The organism is Spirillospora sp. NPDC048824 (genome assembly GCF_043198455.1).
Lineage (GTDB): Bacteria > Actinomycetota > Actinomycetes > Streptosporangiales > Streptosporangiaceae > Spirillospora.
The window spans coordinates 84,882-108,780 of the sequence record NZ_JBICUS010000002.1 but is presented as its reverse complement, the minus strand read 5'-3'; the positions used below and the strand labels follow the sequence as shown (position 1 = coordinate 108,780).

The window sequence follows — 23,899 nt, the reverse complement described above, 5'->3', positions numbered from 1 at the left end:
CACGCGGCGCCGCCGCCGCCTCGGGTCGCGTGGGCGGCGGGCGGCGATCACCTCCCGCCTGACCAGGCCATCCAGGGCCGGACGGGCCCACGGTGCGGCGGACGCGGAGCACGGCGAACCCGTCCGGCAGAGCGTCGGCGCACACGGGGAACACGTCCGGATCCTGCGCGCGAAACGATCCAGAACGACGGACTCGGTTCAGCGGTTCGAAAGTTGACCGATAAACTAAAAAGTGGGTCGTCGCGGAGAAAGCCGCGAAGAAATTCGCCCGGCCATTACTTCGGACTCGCATCCCGCCCGGATCGCAGGGCACCGGAAAGAACCGGCGCGAATTCTTCCCGAGCCCTGGCCCGAGCCCACGCCGGGTCCGCGATCCGTGCCGGACCCTCATCCTCGCCCGCTCACTCGCGGACACGGTGGACGCTGAAGGTCGCCGCGCCGCTGCCGCCGAGCGCGTAAACGATCTTGGACGAGGTCAGGACCGCGAAACCGCCGCCGATCGCCCTGGGCCTTCCCGGCAAGTCGTCGGAGATCAACCGGCCCTCCCCGTCGAGAAGCAGGAACCGCTCGGCCTCGGTGCGGGCCCCGGTCCTGGCCGGCCGGACGGCGACGAACCAGTCCCCGATCGCCCCGTAGCGGGTGAGGAACCCCGTCTCCAGCAGGTCGTTGATCTTCGTGGCGCCGCCGCGGGTCTGGATCGTCACCGCGCGGTCACCGGCATCCCTTCCCTGCCTGTCCGGCCCCCCTCGGCACACGATGAGCGTGTCGCCGTCCCCGTCGCATCGGGCGAGGGGCGTAGAGGTCCTGGCCAGTTCGCGTCCGGTGGCCCGGTCGAGGACGGCCCCGCCGTCCTCGGTTCCGACGACGATCGTTCTGCCGCCCTCGTCGTGCAGCAGTTCCGGCTCGCGGTACCGGTCGCCGAGCCGCCAGCGCCGCTCACCGTCCGAGGCCCCGTACGCGATGAGGTCGCGCCGCTCCCGCCGCCCGTCCTCGACGGGGCCGAGCTCGGCGGCGAGGACGAGACCGGCTCCGACGCTCTCCGGCTCCACCCCGCGCTTGCGCCACAGTTCCTTCCCCGTCCCTGTCGCGTGGACGATCATCTCTTCCGAGTTCGCGGAACCGCCGTATCTCGACACGTCGACCGCGAACGTCTTGCCGTCGGCCGCTCTCAGGATCGCGTGGCTGTCCGAGCCCGTTGTCCGTTTCTTCCACTGGACGCTTCCGTCCTTGAGGGAGAGCGCCGCGACGCCCTCCTCGTCACCGGGCCCCGAGTACTCGACGAGTGCCAGCCGCTTCTCACCCGTGTCGACAATGTGGGGGACGCCGGTGATGTTCGCCTCGGCGCCGCCGCCGAGGGACGCGTCCTTCCGGACGGACCACCGCACCTTCCCGGTCCCGGCATCCGCGACGACCAGCTTGCCGAGGTCGCGGTCCCCGGCATCCCGGCCGGTGTAGACGATCGCGTCGCCGGCCAGCCGGATGCTCTGCACCGACCTCAGGCCCGTGTCCTTCGCCGACTTCGATGCCGAGGCGGGCGCGGGGGCCTCGGTGGTGTGACCCGTCCACAGCGGTGCCGCGTCGATCCGGGGCGGCTTCAACGACGGCCTTCCCGGCCGCGGCCCGGGTGGTTTCGCGCCGGCGGCCGCCGCGTGGACGACGAGCCCGTCCACCCTGGACGAGGACGACGACCCTTGCCGGGGCGCCCGGAACGCGATGGCCTTCTCCGACACCGCGGCGACCTCGCCGGGCGGCGCGGAGCCGATCCGGTTCCCCGCCCGGTCGACCACGGCGCGCCGCGCGGGACGGTCCCCGTCGGGCGATGCGTGAACGAAGATCCGGTCCTGCCAGACCATGTCGACGTGGGGCGTCGTCCTCTCGTCGAACGGCGGTCTCTCCGCGGTGAACCGTTGCGCGCCCGGCCCGGAACGGATCGTCACCAGCCGCCCGTCGGAACCCGGGCACGCGATCAGGGTCCGGCCGTCATCGACGCAGCCGAAAAGGCGTTCGTACGGCGCCGCGCCGCCGCCCTCGTCGCCTTCGCCCTCCGCGGGGATCTCGCGGCCGGTGCCGGCGTCGAGCACGATCGTCTGCAGGTCCGGGTACAACTCGATCGGATCCGTCTTCCTCACGTTGACGACGGCCGTACCGCCGGCCACCGCGTCCAGATGGGAACTGTCGAACGCCCCGCTCAGATCCCACCGCTTCTTGCCGGTTTTCACGTCCAGCGCGAAAACGTCCGCGCCCTTTCGTTCGTCCCCCCACGTCTCCGACGGGGGTCTGTCACCCCGCGTCTTCCCGAGCACCAGGTCGCCGGCGAAGCGGTACGCCCAGCCGCCCTCGTGCTCCCACAGCTTCCGGCCCGTCGCCGCGTCCAGCGCGATGGTCCTCGGATCGACGCCCTCCTCCGCCTCCACGCTCACCAGGGCGACCCGCGCATCTGCGGCGAGCACCCGGGTCTCCTGGTCGCGGTCGCCGTCGCCCTTGGCACCGGAACGCGGCCGGACGAGGGCATGCTTCCACCGGACGGCGCCGTCCTCACCCGACAGGGCCGCCACGCCGATCTCCGTCTCATCCCTCTGCCGGCCCACCGTGTACTGGACGAGGACCGTCCAGTCGTCACCCTCGCCGTACACGGCCGGGTTTCCCGTGACGCTCCGCATGTACTTCGCCCGGTAGCCGCTGCCTTGACGGGCGACGGCGCCGCCGCCGCTGCTCAGCGGGGACCCGGCGTCCACGGTCCAGCGCGGCGCCCCGGTCCGGACGTCGACGACGGCTAGGCGCGCCGAACCGAGACCGACCTCCCCGGCCACGATCGCGACATCACCGCGCAGTTCGACACCGGCGACCTCGGACATCCCGAGCCTGTGCTCATTCCACATCGCCTTGTCGCTGAACGAGACCGCCTTCGGCTGCTTCTCCCCGTCCGGCAGCGGAAGCGGCCCGGCGTCCGAGCCGCCATCGCCGCATGCCCGGATCACCCCGAAGACCAGTAGGAGAGCCGCGAGGAACCCTCCCGCCGCCGCCAGAGCACGTGACCTGGTCGACTTCGGCAGCTTCAATGGCTTCGGCAGTTTCGGCGGCTTCAGAAGCTTTGGCGGCAAAGCGGCACCTTCCACGGGAGCACGGCGGACGACGGACAGCGGTAGCCGCCGCCTTGCCGCGAACGCGGGTGCGCAGAAACCATCGACCGGCCGCCGCAGAATCGGATGCCCCCGCCGAGAACCTGGTTCCGTCATGCCCTGCTCGGATTTGGCCGTTACCGGCCGTTACCGCCGCTCCCCGCCCTTCCCTCCGGCTTCGGTCGGCGGGAGAAGGGCGAGGAGGGCTTGGCGGTTCAGACGGTGAGCAGTGCCGCCACGGCGTCGGCGGCCGTGGGGTGGCGTCCGAGCAGTGCGTTCACCTCCTCGTCACCAGGCCCGGTGGACGCGGCCCACTCGGCGGGAAGGCCCAGCAGCGCCGCCACCGCGTCGCATGCGGCAGGGTTCCCGGCCAGCAGGGCCGAGACGGGGCCGGACGCGGCGGGGGCCGCCGGCGGTGCGGCGGTGGACCTCTCCCACGGCGGCACCCACGAATCCACACCGTCCAGCGTGGCCGGGAACGTGCGCGCCGCCTCCCGGACGAGCACCGGGACCAGTTCCCGCGCATGCTTGCGCAGCGTCGTGATCAGCTGCGGCAGCCACGGCAGCAGGACGGAGTCGGGCAGCCGCGCGAACGCCTTCGACATCACCTCCACCACCAGCGGCGCCAGCGTCGGCGCCGGCTCCAGCGCCTGGACGAACCCGCTCATGTAGTGCGGGAACGCGGGGATGACGAGCGGGTTGGCCAGCAGCTCGTCGCATCGTTCCCGCAGCTCCGCGAGCGGCATCAGGCCGAGCTGCGACATCGCCGCCCACAGCAGCGCCACCTTGGCCGGCGCCTCCGGATGCGACTGCTTCACGGCCAGTTCGAGCTGGGCGTGGTCGCAGCCCAGCGACAGGGCCAGGCTCTCCATCCCGAACAGGAAGCCCAGCATCGCCGCGACCTGCCGGACACCGGTGTCCTCGTCCAGGAACGCGGTCGGCAGCAGCGTGCAGTAGTGCGCGTACCCGGCCGTGACGAACGACTGGCACCAACCGGGCAGTTCCGGCTCGGTCGCCCGGTAGTGCGCCAGGAGCCGCCGTACCCGCCGCAGCACCTCCGGCGCGTCGTCCACGGTCCGTTCGGCGGCCAGCAGCTCCACCGCCCGCGCGCCCAGCTCGTCGACGAACCGGCGTCCGCCCAGGTACAGGATGGCGTCCTCGACCGCCTGCAACGCGATGGCGGCCGTGGCCTTCGGATCCCACACCGCCCGGCGGAGCCGCTGCTCCAGCACCTGCTCGACGGTGACGCCCTCGTAGCCCAGCTCGACGAGCGCCCGCTGGTTGCGGCCGATCGCGAGGTCCCAGCTCTCCTGGATCGACCGCTCGCCGAGCTTGCGCGAACCCATGATCGGCCTGACCGTGTCGTCCGGCAGCAGCCGCCGCAGCACCCACAGCAGCTCCGAGCACGGCACCAGGTGCGGGTCGGCGTTCAGATCGAGCAGGGCCCGCTGGATCGTGCGTTTCTCCAGGTCGAGACCCAGCGGAGCGAGCCGGTCGAGGACGTCGCGGGCCAGCGGCGGCAGCGACTCGTAGCCGACCTGGCCGATACGGTCGCCGCCGAGGAGTATCTCGCACAGCCGCCGCACGTCCCGGCGGCCCGGCACCGCGTCCTTCTCGATGCAGGTGATCGCCGCGTCCTGGAAGTCGTACGGCGTCGGGCGCGCCCGCCCCCGCATCCCCGCGAGCAGGACGGACGTCTCGAACACGGCGATGGCGTCGGCCGTGCTCGCCATGTACCCGTTGCGCCGCGCCAGCCGGACGATGTCGACGCACCAGCCGAGCAACTCCGCCTCGTCGAGGTCGTCCAGCGCGGGCGGGCTCGCCAGGAACCCCGACAGCCGGTCCGTGGCCGGCGGGTCCTCGCCGGGGGCGACCGGCTTGCGGCCCTTGGGCGGCTGCTTGCTCCCGGCCGGCTTCGCGGCGCCTTTCCGGCCGTCGAGGCGGAACGGCTTCACGCCGCTCCGTTTCACGGCCTTCGCCCACGTCGCCGCCGCGATCGACACCGAACCCGACGCCAGCCCGAACTGCGCCTCGATCGCCGAATGGCTGGACGGGATCAGCCCGTACTGCCAGCGTGTGGACGTGCGGGGCGTGATCTCGAAGGGTTCCGCGTCCGACGCCAGCCCGAACTGCTCGACATGGCTGGCCGCATGGAACGCCCCGCAGACGTACAGGCATTCGGACGGGTCGGTCCCGGTCGCCGCCAGGTGCTCGCGCATCCGCGTCCACATGTAGCGCTCACGGTTCTCGTCCAGCTCGTGCCGCCTGTCACCGCTCGGCCGCAGCCGCCGGAACAGGCTGCCGATCAGCACCATGACCTGCCGGTACGTGTCGTAGCCGGCGCCGGTGAGGGGCTGCTCGACGTACTGGTCCCACCATTCCGACCAGTGCCGGACCTTCCCGTGATGCAGCAGATGCGCTTCCAGCTCGGCGAACCGGGGACGCAGGTCACCGAGCTCGACGCCCACGGAATCCCCGTGCAGCGCCCCCTCGCCGTCCGCCTCGCCGCCGGACTTCCCGGCGTCGTCAGCGTCGCCCTCGGTGTGCTCGGTGTCCTCGGTGTCCTCGGTGTCCTCGCGCCGGTCCCACTGGAAGACGTGGTCGGTGGAGCGGTCGACGAGAACCAGCTCGACCCCGGGGGTGTCGAGCGCGTAGGAGATGGCCTGGTACTCCGCCGAAGCCTCGGTGACCGGAGCGACGACGCTGAGCGGCGACCACGCCGCCGGAAAACCGTCCAGCTCGGTCGCGAACGCCTGCAACGCCACCGGCAGCCGGCAGTTCCGCAGCTCATTGAGGAGCGGCGCCAGATCCTCGCACAACTCCAGGTAGATGACGGACGGCCGCTTGTCGTGCAGCCGCCGCGCCATCGCCAGCGCCGACGCCGGCGAATGATGGCACACCGGGAAGATCTCCAGCTCCTCCCGCAGCGCCCGGTCGACGTCGTCCACCAGCCCCGAAAGGATGGTCGACACCGCGTCCCCGCCGAACGCGTGCGCGGCGCCCGTCAGCTGGTCCCGAAGCTCCCCGAAGACACCCGCGGGTGCGGTCGGCTCGCTCACGACAGGGTCGAGATCGCGTCGCGGCCGCCCTCCAGGAACCCCTGCCATGGCCCGTCCTCCCCGTCCTTCTTGCTGCGCGGCTCGATGACGCCGTGCCAGAACTTGTTCAGGATGGCGAGGTCCTCGGGGGTGCGGCGCGCCAGCGACCCGACGAGGGAGCTGCCGAGCGTCTCCGGCCGCAGTGTCCGGTCACCGAAGAACTGGCTGTGCAGGATGGCGTCCTCCAGAACACCGATCTGCTCGGCCGTCGACAGCGCCGACTCGAGCTTCTCGTCGTCGCTCGTGGCGGACGCGGCCGCGGCGCGCAGGTCGGCGAAGCTCTGCAGCAGGACGTCCAGCAGCGTCGGCGGCAGCTCCAGCTCGATCTGATGCCGGCGGAGCAGCTCCGACGTGCGGAACCGGACGATCTCCGCCTCGCTGCGCTTGTTCGTCACCACCGGGATGCGGACGAAGTTGAACCGCCGCTTCAGCGCCGACGACAGGTCGTTGACGCCCCGGTCCCGGCTGTTGGCCGTCGCGATGATCGAGAATCCGGGCTGGGCGAACACGATGTTGTCGTCGTCGAGCTCGGGGATCGACACGTACTTCTCCGACAGGATCGAGATCAGCGCGTCCTGCACGTCGCTGGTCGAGCGGGTCAGCTCCTCGAACCGGCCGATCACCCCCGACTCCATCGCCGTCATGATCGGCGAAGGGATCATCGACGCCCGGGACTGCCCCTTGGCGATCACCATGGAGACGTTCCACGAGTACTTGATGTGATCCTCGGTGGTGCCCGCCGTGCCCTGCACGACCAGCGTCGAGTTCCGGCAGATCGCGGCGGACAGCAGCTCGGCGAGCCAGCTCTTCCCGGTGCCCGGGTCGCCGATCAGCAGCAGGCCCCGGTCGGACGCCAGCGTCACGATGCTGCGCTCGACGAAGCTGCGGTCACCGAACCACTTCTGCGGAATCTCCCGGTCCAGGCCGTCCGACCGCTCCGACCCGAGCACGAACAGCCGCACCATCTTCGGGCTGAGCCGCCACGCGAACGGCTTGGGCCCGTCGTCGATCGACTCCAGCCAGTCCAGTTCCTCGGCGTACTTCGTCTCGGCCGGGGCGCGGAGCATCTCATCGGTCATCGTCGCCTGCCTTTCAGCACGCGGCCGGCATGGGCCGCAGCGTGGTCCATGGGGGTTGGGGGAGAGTGCTATGCGAGGAAGTTCTTCAGCTCGAACACGAGCTTCTGGATCTTCCCGGAGATCACGGGCGTGCCCAGGTTCTTGAAGCGCTGCCGGAACCACGGCTCGACGATCTGCCTCCCGGAGCTGTTCACCGAGCCGACCGGGATGAACTTCACGCCCGACCGGTGCACCGCCTCGATCCCGTCGTACAGCGCCTGCGATCGGTCGAACTCGTAGAAGTCGGAGATCCACACCATCACCGTGTTGCGCGGGTCGGTGATCTTCGGCCGGGCCATCTGCATCGCGACCGGGCCGTCGTTGCCGCCCCCGAGGTTCGTGCGCAGCAGCACCTCGAACGGGTCGTTCACCCACGGCGTCAGGTCGACCGCGCGCGTGTCGAAGGCGATCAGATGGACGTCCACCTTCGGCAGCCCCGCGAAGATGGACGCGAGGATCGTGCAGTTCACCATCGAGTCGACCATCGACCCCGACTGGTCCACGACCACGATCAGCTTCGCGGGCGTGGTGCGCTTGGCGGTGTGCCGGTAGAACAGCTTGTCCACGTAGAGCCGCTCGTCGTCCGGGCTCCAGTTCGTGAGGTTCTTCCAGATCGTCCGATCCAGGTCGAGGTTGCGGAACACGCGCTTCGGCGGCACGGACCGGTCGACGACGCCCGCGCTCGTCTGCTGCACCTGCGTCCGCAGCACCTCCGCGACCTCTTCGACGTACCTGCGTATCAGCGACTTGGCGTTGGCGAGCGCGACCCCCGACAGGTTCGCCTTGTCCCGCAGCAGCTGCTCGATCAGCGACATGCTCGGGGTCAGCCGGCTCGCCAGTTTCGGATCCGCCAGCACTTCCCGGAGCCGCATCCGGCCGACGAGATCACCTTCCAGTTCCGCCAGGACGCCCGACGCCTCGCCCGCGCCCTCCTCACCGAGCGCCTGCTTCAGCCAGCCGGCGTCCTTCTGCCACGCCCCGAGCTGGCCCGCCGTCACGCTGCCGCTGCCGGTCTGGAACGTGTTGAGCAGCAGCTTCGAGATCAGCGCCGCCCGCCGCACCTCGCCTCCGCCGCCGGCCGCGCCACCACTGTCTGCGCCGCTGCCCGCCGTCCCGGCGTCTGCCGCGCCGGCGTCCGCCGCGGGGTTCGCCAGGTCTTCGAATTCGGCGGCCAGGGCGGGGAAGCGCTGGACGAGGTTGTCGACCGACACGCCCGGGTCGAGCAGCGCCGGAGGGAGGTCCAGGTCGTCCACGATCGCGACGCTCGCCGACTCCAGCGACGGGTGTTCCTCCGCGTCGAACACGCGCGCCAGGAGACGCCAGTAAAGGACCTGCCGCCGGTTCGCATCAGCGCTCTGGCCGGATCGTTCCGGAATCTCGTGTGCTTCTTGTGCGTCCTGGATGCTCATTTCCGCAGCAACCGCCCCGCCCGCTCACGCAGCACGGCCACGGCGTCACCCGAGCGTGCCTCCGCCTTCACGACCTTCGGGTCGGTGGGGCCGAGGGCCCAGTCGCCGTTGTGCGCCTCGACGGGTTTCTTCTTGACCGTCGCCTGGACGGCGAGGGGCTGCACCCTCCACCGGCCGTCCCACCGGACGAGCCCGATGCACGCCGACGACGCGGCGACGAGCTCGGGCGTCAGCGGACCGCTCGACGGTAGCCGTTCCACGTCGATCTCCAGGGGCCGGCCGTCGAGTTCGAGCGCCGTGCCGTTGACCGTGTAGCCCTCCAGGAGGACGGGCTCGGCGATCCGCACGGGATGGCGGTCGAGCGGCTGGACGGCGGGCGCGAGCGCTTCACCGAGTTGGACGCGGGCGGTGGCGAACGGATCGGCGACGTCGCCGGCCTTGGCGCGGCCGTCGTCCCACACCAGGTTCCCGCCGATGAGGGGCACGTCCTGGACGTCCAGGGCCCGCTGCTCGGCCAGCGCACCGAGGAGGACGGGATGGTCGCCGAGGAGCCGCCACACGGCCGGCCCCACGATGGTGTCGACCTTGGCCGCACCCACACTGACCCTCACCATCCGGGGCCGCTCGCCCGCCGATTCGAGAAGCGCGTGGACCTGCACTTGGACGGCCGTCGCGTGCTCATGGACGTCCACACCCAGAACGAGCAGCCGCCCCGAAACGGTCTCGGCCGTCTGGCCGGGCGTTCCCGGATGGGACAGCAGCATCCCGCGGGCCCACAGGTCGCTCCAGCGTCGCACCGGCAGCCGCTCCATCGTCGCCACCGGGCACGACGCACGGAGCTCGGCCGCGAGACCGTCCAGCAGGACGCCCAGGCCCCGCAGCCGCGGCTCGGCCAGCGCCGCCTCGATCGTCTGGTCGGACGCCGACACCAGGTCGTGGTCGACGCCGCGCCAGCCCGCGATGGCCAGCTCGCCGAGCCAGGACCGGCACCCGCTGAGCAGGTTCTCGGCCTCGGCCGCGCCCGGGCCCGGGTCGTCCCAATCGCTTCGGGGCCGGCCGAGCGCCGCGTCGAGATGCCCCGCCAGCGCGTCGTGGACGGCGCCGAACACGGCGGTGCGCGCCCCCGCCAGCGTCACCAGATGCGTGTCCGCGACGGACCCGGCGGCGACCTTCCCGACCGCCTCCGCCACCGGACCGCCCAGGGGGGACCCGGCGAGCGCCCCGGCGAGCGCGGTCAGCGCCGCGGCCTGCTCCTCGCCCAGCCGCCCGAACCCGTGCGCGAGCGCCTCATCGAACCCTGCGACGACGTCGAGGGCCTCGTCCACCCCCGGCGGTGTCGCGCCGGTCAGCTCGCCGAGCTGTACTCCGAGCATCAGCGCACCGCCCCCGTGGCGGGGAACCACTGCATCTCGACCAGAGGTGTCGTCGTCGACGGCAACTCCAGGTAGGCCAGATGCCGGAGGAAGCGGCTGAACACCACGGCCGCCGGCGCCTGCTCCTTCCGCCCGTCCAGGGCGCCGAGGAGGTCGCCGCCCTCGTCCACCTCGGCCTTCAGGTACCGGGCGACCCGCTCTGCCCCGTACTGCAGGACGGCCTCCTTGACGAGCGCCTGCAGGTGCTTGCACGGATACGAGCCCGACAACCCGCCGCACGGCCGGTTGTTGTTGGTACTGCAACTGAACCCGTGGGAACCGGACGCGACCGACGACACGTACACACGCGCTATGTCCGAACCACTCGACACGACTCCCTGCAACCGCCCGTCCGCCATCTCGACGAACGGCACCTTCGCCAGCTTGCGCGGCTGGACAGGCGGCACCACGCGCACCGCGCTCCGCCGCTCCCACACGGCATTGCCCGCGTCCAATTGACCTCCAGCACCTCGGTACGGCCGACCACGACCCCGACCCGGACCGGTCAGGTGCGGCACAGCCTTCCACCGCCCACCGACATTCCGCCGCCGTTCGCGGATTCGCAGGTCAGGACGTCATCCAGTGTTCTCCGGTGGTCCATCCGAGGAACCGGCGGCCGGGCGCCGCCGACCCGTCGCCGAGGCTCCCGCCCACGAGCACATGCCGGAGCCCGGCGAGCACCGGATCGAGCCGCCGGACGACATGCGGGGCTTGCCGGTCCAGTTCCGCCTGCATCCACGCGATGACAGCGATCTGGTCCTTGAGCCCACAAAGCGCCAGGAAGAAGACGGCCTGACGCCACGCGTAGGCGGCGTCCTTGACCGTCGCGAGCGGACGCGGATTCCCGTGCACCTGCCGTACGAGCTTGCACGCGACGCCGAACGCGCGCCTGGCGAGACCGTCCCACCCGTCCGCGGGGTCGACCCCGATCGGATGGACGAGCGCGGCCAGGTTGTGCGTGGTCAGGATCTGCGCCTGCTCGATCACCGTCCCATTGGCCGCGACCCACGACCGCCCGGTCGCCGCCCCGGCCCGCGCGCTGCACAGTTCGCCGAACCCCGCCGCGAGTGTCCGGACGGCCGCGTAGTCGATCCCGTAGTAACGCTCGTAGACCGAGCCCTCCAGCACCTCGCCCGCGAGCTGCGCCGCGCGTAGAAACTTCGGTGAGAACGTGCCCATGAAGATGTCGGCGGCCAGTTCTTCGACGAACGGCACCTTGAGACCGGCCCGGTGGGCCAGCGTGCTGAGTTCGCCGACCATCGGGTTCGGAACGATGGTTCCGGGGAAGCCCTGCAGGGTCAGCTCGGCCAGTTGCACCAGCACCGTGTGCGCGTTCTTCTGTGCGACGTGGTCCGTCCGGCGGTACTTCTCCACCGCCTGGACCCACGGCAGTTCACTCAGCCGTACCTGATGCTCCAGATTCAACAGCAGCAGCGAACGGCGGTTGCGGAACGCCCGGTAGGTGGCCGTCATCAAAGCCCGCAATGCGGGGTCCGGGTAGGAGAGCGCCGACGTCGATGCCACAAGCTGAGGCACCAGCTCCGCCAGGACCTCCGCCGATGGGACGATCCCGCGCTCGACCAGCGTGCTGACCGGTGCCTGCAGAGCGTTCTCGACGATGCGCCGCATCGACTCGGGGAGCTCACTCCGCGCCTCACCGTCGACGACGGGTGCGACGAAGGACTCGACGGACGGCGCACCGGTGTTCTGCGGCATCTTGCTCAGCCGCGCAGCCACGACCTGTGCCAACGCGTGGTGTGTCGGCCGCGCGGCGATGGCCGCCTGGCCGTTGCGGAGAGCGACGTGCTCCGCCGCTCCAGGCGCGCCCCGCTTGGCGACCATCGAGTCGACGGCGTGCTTCAGCAGCCGGGACGGTGGCCGCCCGGCCAGGACCTCCTCCAGGGACGTCCGCAGAATGGCGAGGTTCTCCCTGGGACGCCGATGCTTGCCGCACAGTCTGTGCGCCTTGGCGAGACCGTTGTAGCGCGCGAGCAGTTCAGCACCGCGTTCCCGCCAGCCATCGGGTTCATCGGCGAAGACCCGCCCGTCCCGGACGGTCTCAAGCCAATGCCCCAGCAGTTCGTCCCCGAACGGATTCCACACCGCCAGTGCCTCGTTCATCGCGGCCACGGCGGTGTTGGGCGGCTTGGCCGCCATCCGCCTCCTCACGTCCCCGATGGTTTCGCGGCACGCAAGGGAGGAATCGCCGGGGGCCTCCCCGGGACGCGGCAGAAACCGCAGCCGGTCGGCGAACGGCCCGATCGCCTCCAGGACGCCCAGGGCCATGTCCCGATCTCCTGCCCGCAGCAGCCACGCCACCACGAGCAGCGCCGCCTCCTCGGGCACGACGACGTCATATCGCCCGCTGTCGAGCATGGTGTACAGCTCGTCCAGGCCCCGGTCGGTCAGGTGATACATGAACAGCTCACGCCGTTCAGCGGGGAGTTCGCTGCGCTGTGCAGCCTCCACCTCGTACTCCAGCAGAGGCCCGCCGGCCGCCGCGTCGCCCGTGGCGAACCCTCCCCGCACGACCTCGGGCGTCGCCCAGGCCGGCAGGCCCTTGACGGGCGTCCTGGACCCGACGTTCAGAGACCCGCGCCTCATCCCGGAGGCGACCCGCTCCCAGCGCCGCATCCTTTCCTCGGCCCGGACCCGCGTCTCCGGGTCCTCATGGGTCAGCGCCGTGACGAACGCCTTGGCCATCTGGCCCGCGGCGTAACCCGGATTCGCCTGCACCTTCTCGTCCATAGCCAGCGTGGCGGGTTCCGCCCCCGCGCCCTCCGGGTAGGAAGCCCGGTGCTCTACTGCTGAGCTACACGCTGTCGGCAGTCACGTTAAAGACCACCCGTCCCCGCCCGCAACGCGAATTTCCCGTGCCATGGCGGCTCAAGGGCCGGGTAGCGTCGCCCTATGCCTGATGCCGTGACCGCCGACGATCTGGACTCGGCCGTTCAGCTTGCCGTAGCCGCGCTGCGGGAGGCGCCTCCGGGGGCCTGGGACGCCAAGGCGGGGTCGCTCGAATGGGATTGCTGGGAGACCGTCGAGCATCTGAGCGACGACCTGTTCGCCTACGCCGCCCAGTTGGGGCCGAGGACGCCGCCGATGGACGGCGAGGTGCCGTTCGTGTGGGAGAGCCGGAGGCCCGGTGGCCCCGCGAACGCCGTCCACGCGAACCGTGAGGCGGGGCCCGCCGGGCTCTTGCAGGTGCTGGAGGCGTGCGGGGGGCTGCTCATCGCGATGGTGCGCAGTACCCCGCCGGACGTGCGGGCCCATCATGTTTTCGGGGCATCGGATCCCGGAGGGTTCGCCGCGATGGGCATCGTGGAGATTCTCGTTCACACCCATGACCTGGCGGAAGGGCTCGGGTTGCCGTGGGAGCCGCCCGCCGGGATGTGTTCGCGTGTGCTCGCACGGCTGTTCCCAGATGCTCCGCGTGACACGGAGCCGTGGCCGACGCTGCTGTGGGCGACCGGCCGTGCGGAGCTTCCGGGCCGTTCGCGCCTGACGTCTTGGTGCTGGCACGGTTCGGTTCGCACATGAGCGCCTGGCTCGGTCCGCCGATCGACGTCCGGCCGCTGTTCGCGGAGCAGCAGGCCGCGTTCATCGGGCTGCTGCGCGGCCTCGGGCCCGATGAGTGGACGCGGCCGACCGCCTGCCCCGGGTGGACCGTCAAGGACATCGCCGCGCACGTGCTGGGCGACCACGTCGGACGGCTTTCCAGGGGCCGCGACCAGTACGAGGCGCTGAAACCGCGGGGCGGTGAGGCGTTCCCGGACTTCATCGACCGCATCAACGACGAGTGGGTCACGGCGGCGCGCCGTATCAGCCCGCGGCTCCTCATCGAAATGCTGTCGTCCGCCGGTGACGAGATCGCGGCGTTCTGGCGGGCCGCCGATATGGAGGCCGTGGGCGGCCCGGTCTCCTGGGCCGGTCCCGAACCGCACCCGGTGTGGCTGGACGCCGCCCGGGACTTCAGTGAGTACTGGACGCATCACCAGCAGATCTGCGACGCGACCGGACGGGCGGGGCTCACGGACCCGCGTTATCTCGAACCCGTCCTCGACACTTTCATGCGGGCGCTGCCGCACACGATGCGAGATGTCGGCGCGGCCGAAGGCGCCGTCCTCCAAGTGGTCGTCACCGGGTTCGGGGGTTGGGCCTGCGTTCGCGGGGCCGATCGGTGGGTGCTGCGGCGGGAGACGCGGGCCCGTCCTTCGGGATTGGTCGAACTTGATCCCGGCACTGCCTGGCGCCTGTGCACCCGTGGTATCGGTCCGGACCTTGCCGCTGAGCGTGTCCGGGCCGAGGGGGATCGGGCGATGGTGGAGGCGGCGCTGAGAATCGTATCGATCATCCATTCCGGGTGAGGTTCAGCGTAGGTAGTGGAACGCCGGCTTCGGGTGCATGAGGAAGTCGTGGTGGGAGATGTTCCAGGCGTAGGCGCCGGCCATGGTGAAAGCGATGACGTCGCCTGGGGACAGGTGCGGGACCAGGACGTCGCGGGCGAAAACGTCCTTGGGCGTGCACAGCTGGCCGACCAGGGTGGCCCGGTTCTCAGGGCCGCTCGCGGTCAGGGCTTTGAAGGGCTGGTCGTGGCCCTTCGTCACCGGGGTCCTCAGGTGGTGGGTGCCGCCTCGAAGGATCACGTAAGTCTCGCCGCGGGTGGTTTTCACGTCCAGGACGTCGGTGACGTACCAGCCGTGGTAGGCCGTGAGGGCACGGCCCGGTTCGATGCGGAGGGACGGGGTCGCGGGGAGGCCCTGGCCGTAGGCCCGCCAGTCGAAGCGGGTGTCGGGTCGCGTGTAGTCGACGGCCATTCCGCCGCCTATGTTGAGTTCCGGGTCGCTTATCCCGTGGGTTTCCAGCCAGGGGAGTGCCCAGTCCCTTATCCGGGTGGCCAGGTCGAGCATCGCGGGAGCGTCCAGGCCTGAGGCGAGGTGGACGTGGACGCCGCGGAGGTCGATGCGGGGGCTTTCGGATATGCGGCGGGCGCATTCGTTGAGTGCGGGCTCGTCCATGCCGAAGGGGCCGCTCATGGTGAGGGCGGCGTTCGGGGTTCCGAGGGGCAGATTGGCCCGTAGGAGCACACCGGCCGGGCCGGGGAGGCGGGACAGTTCTCGCGGGCTCTCCACGTGGATGCGGTCGACGTTGAGGTGCTGAGCCAGGGACAGTTCTTCGGTCGTCTTGCCTGGGCCGCCGAAGGCTATGCGGACGTCGGGCAGAGTCGCCCGGACGTGGGTGAGTTCGCCGCCCGACGAGACTTCAATGCCGTCCACGTGTGGGGCCAGGGTCCGGAGGATTTCGGCATCCGGGTTTGCCTTGGCGGCGTAGAAGAGTTCCGTGTTGGGAAGGGCGGCGCGGATTTCCGCGGCGTGCGCGTCCAGGCCGGGCAGGTCGTAGATGTAGGCCGGGTAGCGGCCGAGGCCGACGGCGTACTCGTTCACAGCGGCCGGGGTGCGGCGAGCGGGTTGGGGACGGGGACGTAGGCGGCGCCGCGGTCGGCCGCGCGTGACCAGCGGGTGCGGAGGTTCGCCTTGGCGGGCAGGGGCACGCCGGCCAGGAGTGCCCTTATCTGCGGATGGTGGTCGTGGGCCGCGAAATGCTTTCTCGCTGTTCGCCACAGTGCTCGTTCGAGGGGCGGGTGCCGGTCCGCTATCGCGGCCGCGATCTCGGTCAGGTGGTTGACGACGAGGCAGTAGACGACGCGGTTCCAGCCGCGGTCCGGGGCGTAGGTGAGGCTTTCGGCCACGCGGGACGGGAGGTGGCTCAGATCCCATCGGCCCGCGGTGAGCTTGGTGCCCTCCAGGTCGCGGAACGCCGCGTGGATGGGCATGCCGTCGGTGTCCACGCAGATGAGGACGTTCTGGAGGTGGGGTTCCAGGACGACGCCGTGGTCCAGGTAGGCGCTCAGTACCGGGGGCGCGACCTGCGTCACGTAGGCGTCCCACCAGGCTTCGGCGCCGCCGGGCGCCGATAGGGCCGGTAGGTCTGCGAGGAGCGCGGTGTAGGGGTCGGCCAGTGCGCCGGCCAGGAGCGGTGTGCCGGGGAGGGTCTTGACGCCTTGGCGCAGGATCACTCCCAGGCCTTCGTACAGGCGGCGGTCGGCGAGGGTGGTGCTGCGGTAGGCGGGTTCGGTGAGGAGCGTGGAATCCAGCTCTTTGAAGATGGGCGGCAGTAGCTCGTTGAGGGTTATCGCTCCGGTCAGCTCGTACCAGGCGTTCTTGCGGACGCAGTTGGTGATGCGCACGTCCAGGCTGAACTTGCAGAACACGTCGGCGTCCGGCAGATAGGCCGTCCGGACGGACGATGTGGCCACCGCCTCGGCGCCGGACGGCCCGAGGTTGAGCAGCGAACCGCGCGCCAGGGCGTCCTGTAGGACGGGGTTGTCCGCCATCAAGGAGAACTGCCATGGGTGGACGGGGAGAAGTCTGCGGCCGGGTGGGGACGACGGCCCGTACGACTCCAGGGCTTCGAACGCGTCCGGGTCCCCTTCTTCGGCGATGAGGTCTTCCGGGACGGCGAGCCAGTGGGGGCGGAAGCGCGATCGCGTTTCCGGGGCGTACTCAAGCCAGTCGGCCGGGGAACCCTGGCGTGACTTGGGGGACGGGTGGAAACGGTGCCCCGCCACCAAGGACTGTTCCGAATCGATGTAGCGGCCGTCGGAGGGCTCGCTTCGTGCGGCGATGATCGCGGCCAAGGCGTTGCGGCTGTCGTCCACCTGGGTGAGGAACTCCTGGTTCGCGCGGCCGGTGGCCAGCTCCAGCTCGCCGGCCACCAGGTTCGCCAGCCTGTCCCAGGGAGCCGCGATCCACTCTTCGCCACGCCGCTCCTCGTAGGGCGGCGCCAGGCGGTAGGTGGGTCCGACCGGGGGACGGGCCAGGCCCGTGCGCAGCACGACGCCCGCGCGGGGCAGGCGGGCCACGAGGTGCGCGCCGTCCGGCCATACCTGCTGCTCGGGCGCGCAGACCTCCCGGATCAGGCAGTTCAGCAGCGCGGTCGAGGTGGCGTCGTCGGCGGAGATGCCGGGTTCTGTCAGCAGCACGTCGGGTCCCGTGGGTTGTGCAGTGTGGTCGGTGGGTGTGGTGGTTCGGGTCACGGGCACGTCGCGTCCCGCAGGTAGTTCGGCCCTGGCGGGCCGTAGTGCTTGTTGATGTCGGCCGCGCCGGTCCGCGCCTTGCCGACGAGGGTTCCGGCGGTGACCATGGCCTTGCCCGGCAGCGTGTCCGCGTCGAGCGTGCGGGAGCGCAGGAACGCCTCGTCCGGCCCGAGGGCATCGGCGAGCCGCTCGCGGATCATCGTGCGGCCGGTGCGCCAGGGGAGCAGGCCGTGTTCGGCCAGTCCGAGGGCGGGGGCGGCGGCGCACAGGTGCAGCGTGATGGTGATGAAGACGCGGGCCAGCGCCTCGTCGTCATCGGTCGTCATCCTGCGGTCGACGAGGTCGCGCGGGTCCGTGCCCGGGGACGGGGGGAGGCGTTCACGGAGCCGGGACGTGTTGATCAGCGCGCCGTCGTTGTCCTTGATCAGCAGGCGGGGCGGGGCGTCGTCCAGGACGAGGGCGACGTTCTGCTGATGCGCCTCCAGTGCGATGCCGTAGCGGAACAGCGTGACGTTCCATGAGAACAGCGCCGACAGGTAGGCGTCGAAGAGCGGCTTGACGTCCCAGCCTTCGATTACGTGACCGTGATCGGGTGCCTCGGCGAGCAGTGCCGCTATGGGGACGATGTGCGCGTTTGCGGTTTCGGGTGGAAAGCGCCGCACGAGGTAGCCGAGGAACGGGTCCTGCGCGTGGCCGTAGGTCTGCTCATCGGTGAGAAGCACCGGGAGCGAGGGTTCCCGCAGGAGGACGCGGCGCAGGACGCGTTCGACGAGTGCGCCGTCCGGGAGGGTGCCGGGCATGATCGTGCGGCGGTTGCGGAGGCCGAGGGTGCTGGTCGGCAGCGGCATCTTCACGTGCCCGAGCAGAGTGGCCGCCACCGTCCGCATCGACAGTGTGGGGGTGACCTGCAGGTACGGGTCGGGGGCGACGAGGGCCGCGCCGGGGAGCGCGCTCACGTGCCGCACCGCCAGCGGGTGGACGGGGAACAGCGCGTCCGCGGAGGGCAGGCCGACGTCGGCGGGGGCCGGCCACCAGCCGGGGAGCGAACCCGCCAGCACCGGGTTCCGCACCGCCGCCCAGCGGAGCGGGAACGACGGCGCGAACTCGGGCGCGTAGCGGCTCAGATCGGCCATGGACAGGCCCGCGCGGCTGCGGCCCATCGGATGCACCGGGTGGTCGTTGCAGGCCGCGAGCGTCTCGTAGAACGTCCCGGGGCCGGTCCGCAGTTCGCGCGGGATGCGCGCCAGCCGCCGGTACACCGCCGGGCGCGCGTCGTTGTGGAGCTTGATGGCCGCCAGGGCGTCCAGGCATTCCCGCTCGAAGGCGGCCATGTCGTCGCGCGGGTCCGCCACTGTGCGGACGGCGGTGAAGACATCGCTCAGCCTGAGGTTCTGCGCCGGGTCCACGACGAGTTCGGAGAGGAACGCCGGCCGTGCGTCCAGGAGGCGTACGGGACGCCCCGGCAGATCGAGCGTCCGGTGCTCGATGAAGCGGTGCAGGCCCGCGTAGTTCTCGCGGAGGAGCGCGTCCAGGACCCGGGCCGCGAGCCGGCCTTCGATGTCGTCGCCGGTCACGCGATCGTCCAGTCGTGGGCGGCGCGGAAGCGCGCCAGTGCGGCGTTCACCTCGTCGGCCCCGGAACCGATGGCGCGGATCGTGCCGAGGTAGTCGCGGTTGGTGCGGGTGACGGTGACGGTGTCCCCTACCGAGCGCTGAGGGCGATAGGCGAGCCGCACTGGGCCGTCGTCCATCTGCAGGGGGCCGGGAGCCGCCGTGAGTTCGCCGGAGCGGTCGGCGATGACCGGTTCGGCGACGGCATGCCTTCGGTCGGGGACGCGCCAGGCCCGGAGCGGTTCACCCAGGTGAACGTTCAGGATCTCCTCGAACAGAGGCACGCCCAGCAGGTCGGCCAGCAGGAAGTCGCAGTGGTCGCCGATCAGCCGGTAGTTGACCTCGATGATGCGGGCGCGGCCCTCGTGGACGACGAACTCCGTGTGGCAGGCCCCGAAACCGACGCCCATCACCTCGAGTTGCTTGAGGATCTGCGGCGTTTCCGGGGGCGGGGCCGTCCACTCCAGGCGTTCCTCCACGAAGAACGGCGGTGGAGAGAGGGTCGTGCGGAACGAGCCCAGGACGCGCAGTTCCCGCCCGTCGCCCAGCGTCTCCAGCGTGTGGAGTCGTCCCGGAAGATACTCCTCGGCCACCAGGGGGCCGTCCCGGTGCGCGGCGATCTCGCCGCGTCGCATGGCGAGCTCCAGGGCGTCCTGGACGAGGAAGACGTCCTCGCTGGCCACGCCCTCGCGGGGCTTCAGGACGAGCGGATAGGGCGCGTCCGCCGGCACCCGGTGGGCGTCGGCCGAGAAGACCGGGTCGAGGGACACCAGATGCCGCCGCATGAGCGCCTTGTTCTTCGCGCGGGCCGCCGCCCGCCAGTCCTTGGCCGGGAGCCCGAAATAGGCGGCGGCCAGCGCGGCAGGGGCCTGCAGGAGGTCGCTGTTCGAGAAGATGGCCGCAGGCTCGCCGTCGACGGCGGCGATGATTTCGCGGAAGTCGGTGACATCGCATTCGACGACCGGTCCGCTGTGCGTCCCGGCGTGGGCGGCCGGACGGTCGGTGAGGAGCGTCGTGGCGAGGCCCAGGCGCGTGGCGGCGGGCAGGAATCCGTGCGTCACCGAGTCGGTCGTCTTTCCGGCGACCAGATGGAGCGAGGCGGCCACGATCGGCCTTTCCAGTGCGAGACATGAGCCGGTCAGTGAGATGAGCCGGGTGGTTTCGATGAGCCGGAGGGCGAGGCGGGCGTTGGGTGAGGTAAGCCTTGCCTAACTCGCCGTCACCATAGTGGCGGTGCCGCATGCGGGAGGCAAGAACGATGACATCGCGTGTCCCGCCCGTTCGGTGATCCGGCAGGATGGTGCCATGGATCTCGTCGACCGGTGGGTCGCGCTTGCGGGGCCTCACACCCGGCATATCGGAACGGAACTGGACAAGCGCTACGGCGAGCCGCATCGCCGCTACCACACGCGCCGCCACCTCACCGCCGTCCTCGACCTCGTGGACGAGCTGGCCGGGCACGCCGCCGCCCCCGACCTCGTCCGGCTCGCCGCCTGGTTCCACGACGCCGTCTACGACCCCGAACGCGCCGACAACGAGGAACGCAGCGCCCGCCTCGCCGCCCGCATGCTCACCGACACCGACCTCCGGGAACCGGACATCGAGGAAGTCGTCCGCCTGATCGAGCTGACCACCACGCACGCGCCGCACGAGGAAGACCCGAACGGCCAGGTGCTGTGCGACGCCGACCTCGCGATCCTCGGCGCGGACTCCGACCAGTACGCCGCCTACGCCGCCGCAGTCCGCGAGGAGTACGCGTTCGTCCCCGACGAGTTCTTCCAAGCGGGACGCGCCCAAGTGCTCAACGGCCTACTCGCGCTGCCGAGACTCTTTCACACGGCCACGGCCCGGGAACGCTACGAAGAACGCGCAAGGAACAACATCCGGACAGAGCTGACGCTCCTCAACGCCTAGCGGCGGCACCCCGTGGCCGGTAAGCCTTCCGCCGGCGCAGGCCCGCCGCCGTCAGGCGCGACAGCAGCTCCTGGCAACCGACCGCCTGCGCCCCCAGCGACACCGCCGTCTCGTAGAGTTCGGACGGGACGTCGTAGTGGTCGCGCTCGAACGCCCGCGGCGGCATCCCCAGCTCCGCCGCGAAGGCGTGCAGTTCCTCGTACGAGACGTCGCTCACCATGTGCGACCAGACGCGGCCGCGTGCGGGCCACAGCGGCGGATCGATGAGGATCAAGAAGGCTCCGGGGGACGAGTGACCGGTTCCAGACCGGACGGGTACGGACGTCGGCGAACACCGGATGAGGGAAACTCAGCCCGACAGTACACATGCGAAGGGGCATGCAGGTGAACGACGTACAGCGGAACGACGTGGTCGCGCACATCCAGGCAGGCCGGGACCGGTTCATCGCCGACCTCAAGGAGTGGCTGGCGATCCCGTCCGTCTCCGGAAACCCGGCGCACGCCGGGGACGTCCGGAAATCCGCGGAGTGGCTCGCCGAATACCTGCGCGGCCAGGGCTTCCCCGCCGTCGAGATCTGGGAGACCCCCGGACTCCCGGCCGTCTACGCCGAATGGCCCGCCGGCGACCCCGGCGCACCCGCCGTCGTCGTGTACGGCCACCACGACGTCCAGCCGGTCGAACCGCTGGACGAGTGGGACACCGACCCGTTCCAGCCCGTCGAGGACGGCGACCGGCTCGTCGGCCGCGGCACGTCCGACGACAAGGGGCAGATCTTCTTCCACACGCTCGGGATCCGCGCGTCGCTCGCCGCGTCCGGGAGGACGGCGCCGCCCGTCACGATCAAGCTCCTGGTCGAGGGCGAGGAGGAGTCGGGGTCGAAGCACTTCGCCGACCTGCTGCGCACCCACCGCGACCGGCTCGCCTGCGACGCCGTCGTCATCAGCGACACCACGATGTGGGCGGCGGACGTCCCGTCGATGTGCACCGGGATGCGCGGGCTGACGGAGGCCGAGGTCACGTTGCGCGGCCCGTCGACCGACCTGCACTCGGGCTCGTTCGGCGGCGCCGTGCCGAACCCGCTGCAGGCCATGGCGGCGTTGCTCGCCGCCCTGCACGACGGCGACGGCCGGGTCACCCTCCCCGGCTTCTACGACGACGTCGTCCCGCTGACCGGCGAGGAGCGCGACCTGTTCGCGCGGCTCCCGTTCGACGAGGACGAGTGGCTGCGGGGCGCCGGCGAGAGCCGCGCCGCGCACGGCGAGAAGGGCTACACCACCCTCGAACGGATCTGGGCGCGCCCCACCGCCGAGATCAACGGCATGTGGGGCGGGCACACCGGCCCCGGCGGCAAGACCATCGTCCCCCGCGACGCGCACGCCAAGCTCTCGTTCCGGCTCGTCGCCGGCCAGGACCCCGGCAAGGTGCAGGAGGCGTTCAAGGCGTGGGTCGCCGAGCACACCCCGCCCGGCGTCGAGGCGGAGGTGCGCGTCCCGGGCGGCGGCGTCCGGCCGTGCTTCTCGCCGATCGACTCCGCCGGCGTCGAGGCCGCGCGCCGCGCGATGGAACGGGCGTTCGGCACGGAGGTCCTGTTCACCCGCGAAGGCGGCAGCGGCCCCGAAGCCGACCTCGCCGACATCCTGGACGCGCCGCTGATCTTCGTCGCGGTCGGCCTGAACGGCGACCGAATCCACGCCCCGAACGAGAAGGTCGAGATACCGCTGCTCCTCAAGGGCGCCGAGGCCGCCGCGTACCTGTGGGAAGAACTCGCCACCGCGCTGCGCTGAAACCCCTGGAGAGGAGCAGAACGTGACCGATGGCCCCCTGGAGTGGCTGGCACTCTCACGCGGAACCCTGGACAGGGTCGCGCTGCACCGCCGCGACGACGCCTGGCTGGACGCGGCCTGGGCGGACCCGGGCACCTGCGTCCTGGTCGTCCAGGACGGCCGCGCGCTGGTGACCTACGAGCCCACCCCCGCGCTCGTCCTCGTCCCGCCGGACCAGGCGCCGGACGGCGACCGCTGGCTCCTCGGCGTGGACGACGCGGGCACCGCCTACTTCGGGACGCCGGGCCCGCTGCCCGCCATCGAGGGGACGCAGCCGTCCGGGCTGCGCCGCGTCGGCGCCCTCCTGAGCGACCAGGACTCCGGCCTGCTCACCCATGTCGTGGCGCTGGAGCACTGGCACCGCAACAACCGGTACTGCCCGCGCTGCGGCGCCGAGACGCGGACGGCGTCCGCCGGGCACGTGCGGGTGTGCCCCGAGGACGGCTCTCAGCACTTCCCCCGCGTCGACCCCGCCGTGATCATGCTGGTGACGGACGGGGCCGACCGGATCCTGCTGGCCCGCGGCCCGCAGTGGCCCGCCGACCGCCGCTCGATCCTCGCCGGGTTCGTCGAGCCGGGCGAATCCCTCGAACAGGCCGTCGCGCGGGAGGTGAAGGAGGAGGTCGGGATTCCCGTCCGGGACGTCCGCTACCTCGGCAGCCAGCCGTGGCCGCTGCCGCAGAGCCTCATGCTCGGCTTCACCGCCAGGGCCGACGGCGACGTCCCGCTGTACCCCGACCCGGAGGAGATCCTGGACGCCGCCTGGTACACCCGCGACGAACTCCGCACGGCCATCGACGCCGGCGACATCGTCGCGCCCGGCCCGCTGTCCATCGCCGCCCAGCTCATCATGCGCTGGTACGGCGGCGACCTCCCCAAGATGCCCGACTTCTGATCGCCACCGGACATGCGCGAGCCCGGCGACCCCAACGGGCGCCGGGCTCGGGTTGGCTCAGGCGAGGGAGGCGAGCTTCGCCTTGACCGCCTTGGCGCTGGGATTGGTGACCGCGGAGCCGTCGGGGAAGAGGACGGTCGGGACCGTCTGATTGCCGCCGTTGACGCTCATGACGAAGTCGGCGGCCTCCGGGTCGCGCTCGATGTCGACCTCCACCATCTCGATGCCGTCGCGGGCGAGCTGGCTCTTGAGCCGGCGGCAGAACCCGCACCAGGTCGTCGTGTACATGGTGAGCTGGCCGGTCGTGCCCTTGGCCCGGTCGGTCGTCGGCGTCGCCATCGCTCCGTCGTCTCCCTCGTTCGTTCGTACGATCCGCTCCGAAGAACAGTAGACACCCGCTGCGC

18 protein-coding genes and 1 tRNA gene are annotated in these 23,899 nt (G+C 71.1%); 5 read left to right on the top strand and 14 right to left on the bottom strand.

The window, feature by feature from the left end:
* Positions 1-401: 401 nt before the first annotated feature.
* From ACGFIS_RS04025 to ACGFIS_RS03990, 8 genes are all read right to left on the bottom strand, one after another.
* Positions 402-3,101 carry a PQQ-binding-like beta-propeller repeat protein gene (locus ACGFIS_RS04025; protein WP_392969402.1) on the bottom strand — a complete coding sequence of 900 codons (2,700 nt, stop codon included), beginning with the start codon at positions 3,099-3,101 and terminating at the stop codon, positions 402-404.
* Between the two features lie 233 nt (positions 3,102-3,334).
* A complete protein-coding gene (locus ACGFIS_RS04020; protein ID WP_392969399.1) occupies positions 3,335-6,226 on the bottom strand; it encodes a DUF5682 family protein in 2,892 nt (963 codons plus the stop codon).
* Entirely contained in the window at positions 6,175-7,296 is a 1,122-nt protein-coding gene (locus ACGFIS_RS04015; RefSeq protein WP_392900835.1) for an AAA family ATPase, read from the bottom strand. The genes ACGFIS_RS04020 and ACGFIS_RS04015 overlap by 52 nt, the downstream gene beginning before the upstream one ends.
* A 68-nt stretch (positions 7,297-7,364) precedes the next feature.
* Positions 7,365-8,744, bottom strand: a complete 1,380-nt coding sequence (locus ACGFIS_RS04010; RefSeq protein WP_392900840.1) for a VWA domain-containing protein — start codon at positions 8,742-8,744, stop codon at positions 7,365-7,367.
* Positions 8,741-10,117 (bottom strand): hypothetical protein, encoded by a 1,377-nt coding sequence (locus tag ACGFIS_RS04005; RefSeq protein WP_392900843.1) that lies wholly within the window; start codon positions 10,115-10,117, stop codon positions 8,741-8,743. Before ACGFIS_RS04005 ends, ACGFIS_RS04010 begins: the two co-directional genes overlap by 4 nt.
* Positions 10,117-10,611: a hypothetical protein gene (locus ACGFIS_RS04000; protein ID WP_392900846.1), complete on the bottom strand. Its 495-nt coding sequence runs from the start codon at positions 10,609-10,611 to the stop codon at positions 10,117-10,119. The genes ACGFIS_RS04005 and ACGFIS_RS04000 overlap by 1 nt, the downstream gene beginning before the upstream one ends.
* A gap of 112 nt (positions 10,612-10,723) precedes the next feature.
* On the bottom strand, positions 10,724-12,904 hold the full coding sequence (locus tag ACGFIS_RS03995) for a transcriptional regulator (RefSeq protein ID WP_392969396.1): 2,181 nt from the start codon (positions 12,902-12,904) through the stop codon (positions 10,724-10,726).
* A gap of 2 nt (positions 12,905-12,906) precedes the next feature.
* Positions 12,907-12,978, bottom strand: a tRNA-Gly gene (locus ACGFIS_RS03990).
* A gap of 88 nt (positions 12,979-13,066) precedes the next feature.
* On the opposite strand from ACGFIS_RS03990, the gene ACGFIS_RS03985 reads away from it, so the two are divergent.
* Both ACGFIS_RS03985 and ACGFIS_RS03980 read left to right on the top strand, forming a co-directional pair.
* Positions 13,067-13,696, top strand: coding sequence for a maleylpyruvate isomerase N-terminal domain-containing protein (locus tag ACGFIS_RS03985; RefSeq protein ID WP_392900852.1), 630 nt, complete (start codon positions 13,067-13,069; stop codon positions 13,694-13,696).
* Positions 13,693-14,523 carry a maleylpyruvate isomerase family mycothiol-dependent enzyme gene (locus tag ACGFIS_RS03980; RefSeq protein ID WP_392969393.1) on the top strand — a complete coding sequence of 277 codons (831 nt, stop codon included), beginning with the start codon at positions 13,693-13,695 and terminating at the stop codon, positions 14,521-14,523. The genes ACGFIS_RS03985 and ACGFIS_RS03980 overlap by 4 nt, the downstream gene beginning before the upstream one ends.
* 3 nt (positions 14,524-14,526) lie before the next feature.
* Here the strand turns inward: ACGFIS_RS03980 and ACGFIS_RS03975 are convergent, their stop codons facing one another.
* The 4 genes from ACGFIS_RS03975 to ACGFIS_RS03960 are packed head-to-tail and all read right to left on the bottom strand — an operon-like array spanning position 14,527 to position 19,968.
* On the bottom strand, positions 14,527-15,600 hold the full coding sequence (locus ACGFIS_RS03975; RefSeq protein ID WP_392900858.1) for a type III PLP-dependent enzyme: 1,074 nt from the start codon (positions 15,598-15,600) through the stop codon (positions 14,527-14,529).
* A complete protein-coding gene (locus ACGFIS_RS03970) occupies positions 15,597-17,198 on the bottom strand; it encodes an IucA/IucC family protein (protein ID WP_392969390.1) in 1,602 nt (533 codons plus the stop codon). The genes ACGFIS_RS03975 and ACGFIS_RS03970 overlap by 4 nt, the downstream gene beginning before the upstream one ends.
* A 50-nt stretch (positions 17,199-17,248) precedes the next feature.
* Positions 17,249-18,826 (bottom strand): IucA/IucC family protein, encoded by a 1,578-nt coding sequence (locus ACGFIS_RS03965; protein ID WP_392969387.1) that lies wholly within the window; start codon positions 18,824-18,826, stop codon positions 17,249-17,251.
* Positions 18,823-19,968 carry an acetyl-CoA carboxylase biotin carboxylase subunit family protein gene (locus ACGFIS_RS03960; protein ID WP_392969384.1) on the bottom strand — a complete coding sequence of 382 codons (1,146 nt, stop codon included), beginning with the start codon at positions 19,966-19,968 and terminating at the stop codon, positions 18,823-18,825. Before ACGFIS_RS03960 ends, ACGFIS_RS03965 begins: the two co-directional genes overlap by 4 nt.
* 199 nt (positions 19,969-20,167) lie before the next feature.
* On the opposite strand from ACGFIS_RS03960, the gene ACGFIS_RS03955 reads away from it, so the two are divergent.
* On the top strand, positions 20,168-20,776 hold the full coding sequence (locus ACGFIS_RS03955) for an HD domain-containing protein (protein WP_392900870.1): 609 nt from the start codon (positions 20,168-20,170) through the stop codon (positions 20,774-20,776).
* On the opposite strand, the gene ACGFIS_RS03950 is transcribed toward ACGFIS_RS03955, so the two are convergent.
* Positions 20,766-21,050, bottom strand: coding sequence for a DUF4031 domain-containing protein (locus ACGFIS_RS03950; RefSeq protein ID WP_392900873.1), 285 nt, complete (start codon positions 21,048-21,050; stop codon positions 20,766-20,768). The genes ACGFIS_RS03955 and ACGFIS_RS03950 overlap by 11 nt on opposite strands.
* 110 nt (positions 21,051-21,160) lie before the next feature.
* Here ACGFIS_RS03950 and ACGFIS_RS03945 point away from each other — a divergent pair, with 110 nt between their 5' ends.
* Both ACGFIS_RS03945 and nudC read left to right on the top strand, forming a co-directional pair.
* Positions 21,161-22,561: a dipeptidase gene (locus tag ACGFIS_RS03945; protein WP_392969381.1), complete on the top strand. Its 1,401-nt coding sequence runs from the start codon at positions 21,161-21,163 to the stop codon at positions 22,559-22,561.
* Positions 22,562-22,583: 22 nt separating this feature from the next.
* Positions 22,584-23,495 (top strand): NAD(+) diphosphatase, encoded by a 912-nt coding sequence (gene nudC, locus ACGFIS_RS03940; protein ID WP_392969378.1) that lies wholly within the window; start codon positions 22,584-22,586, stop codon positions 23,493-23,495.
* 57 nt (positions 23,496-23,552) lie between these two features.
* Here nudC and ACGFIS_RS03935 read toward each other — a convergent pair whose 3' ends face one another.
* Positions 23,553-23,834 (bottom strand): mycoredoxin, encoded by a 282-nt coding sequence (locus ACGFIS_RS03935; protein WP_392900883.1) that lies wholly within the window; start codon positions 23,832-23,834, stop codon positions 23,553-23,555.
* Positions 23,835-23,899 lie beyond the last annotated feature (65 nt).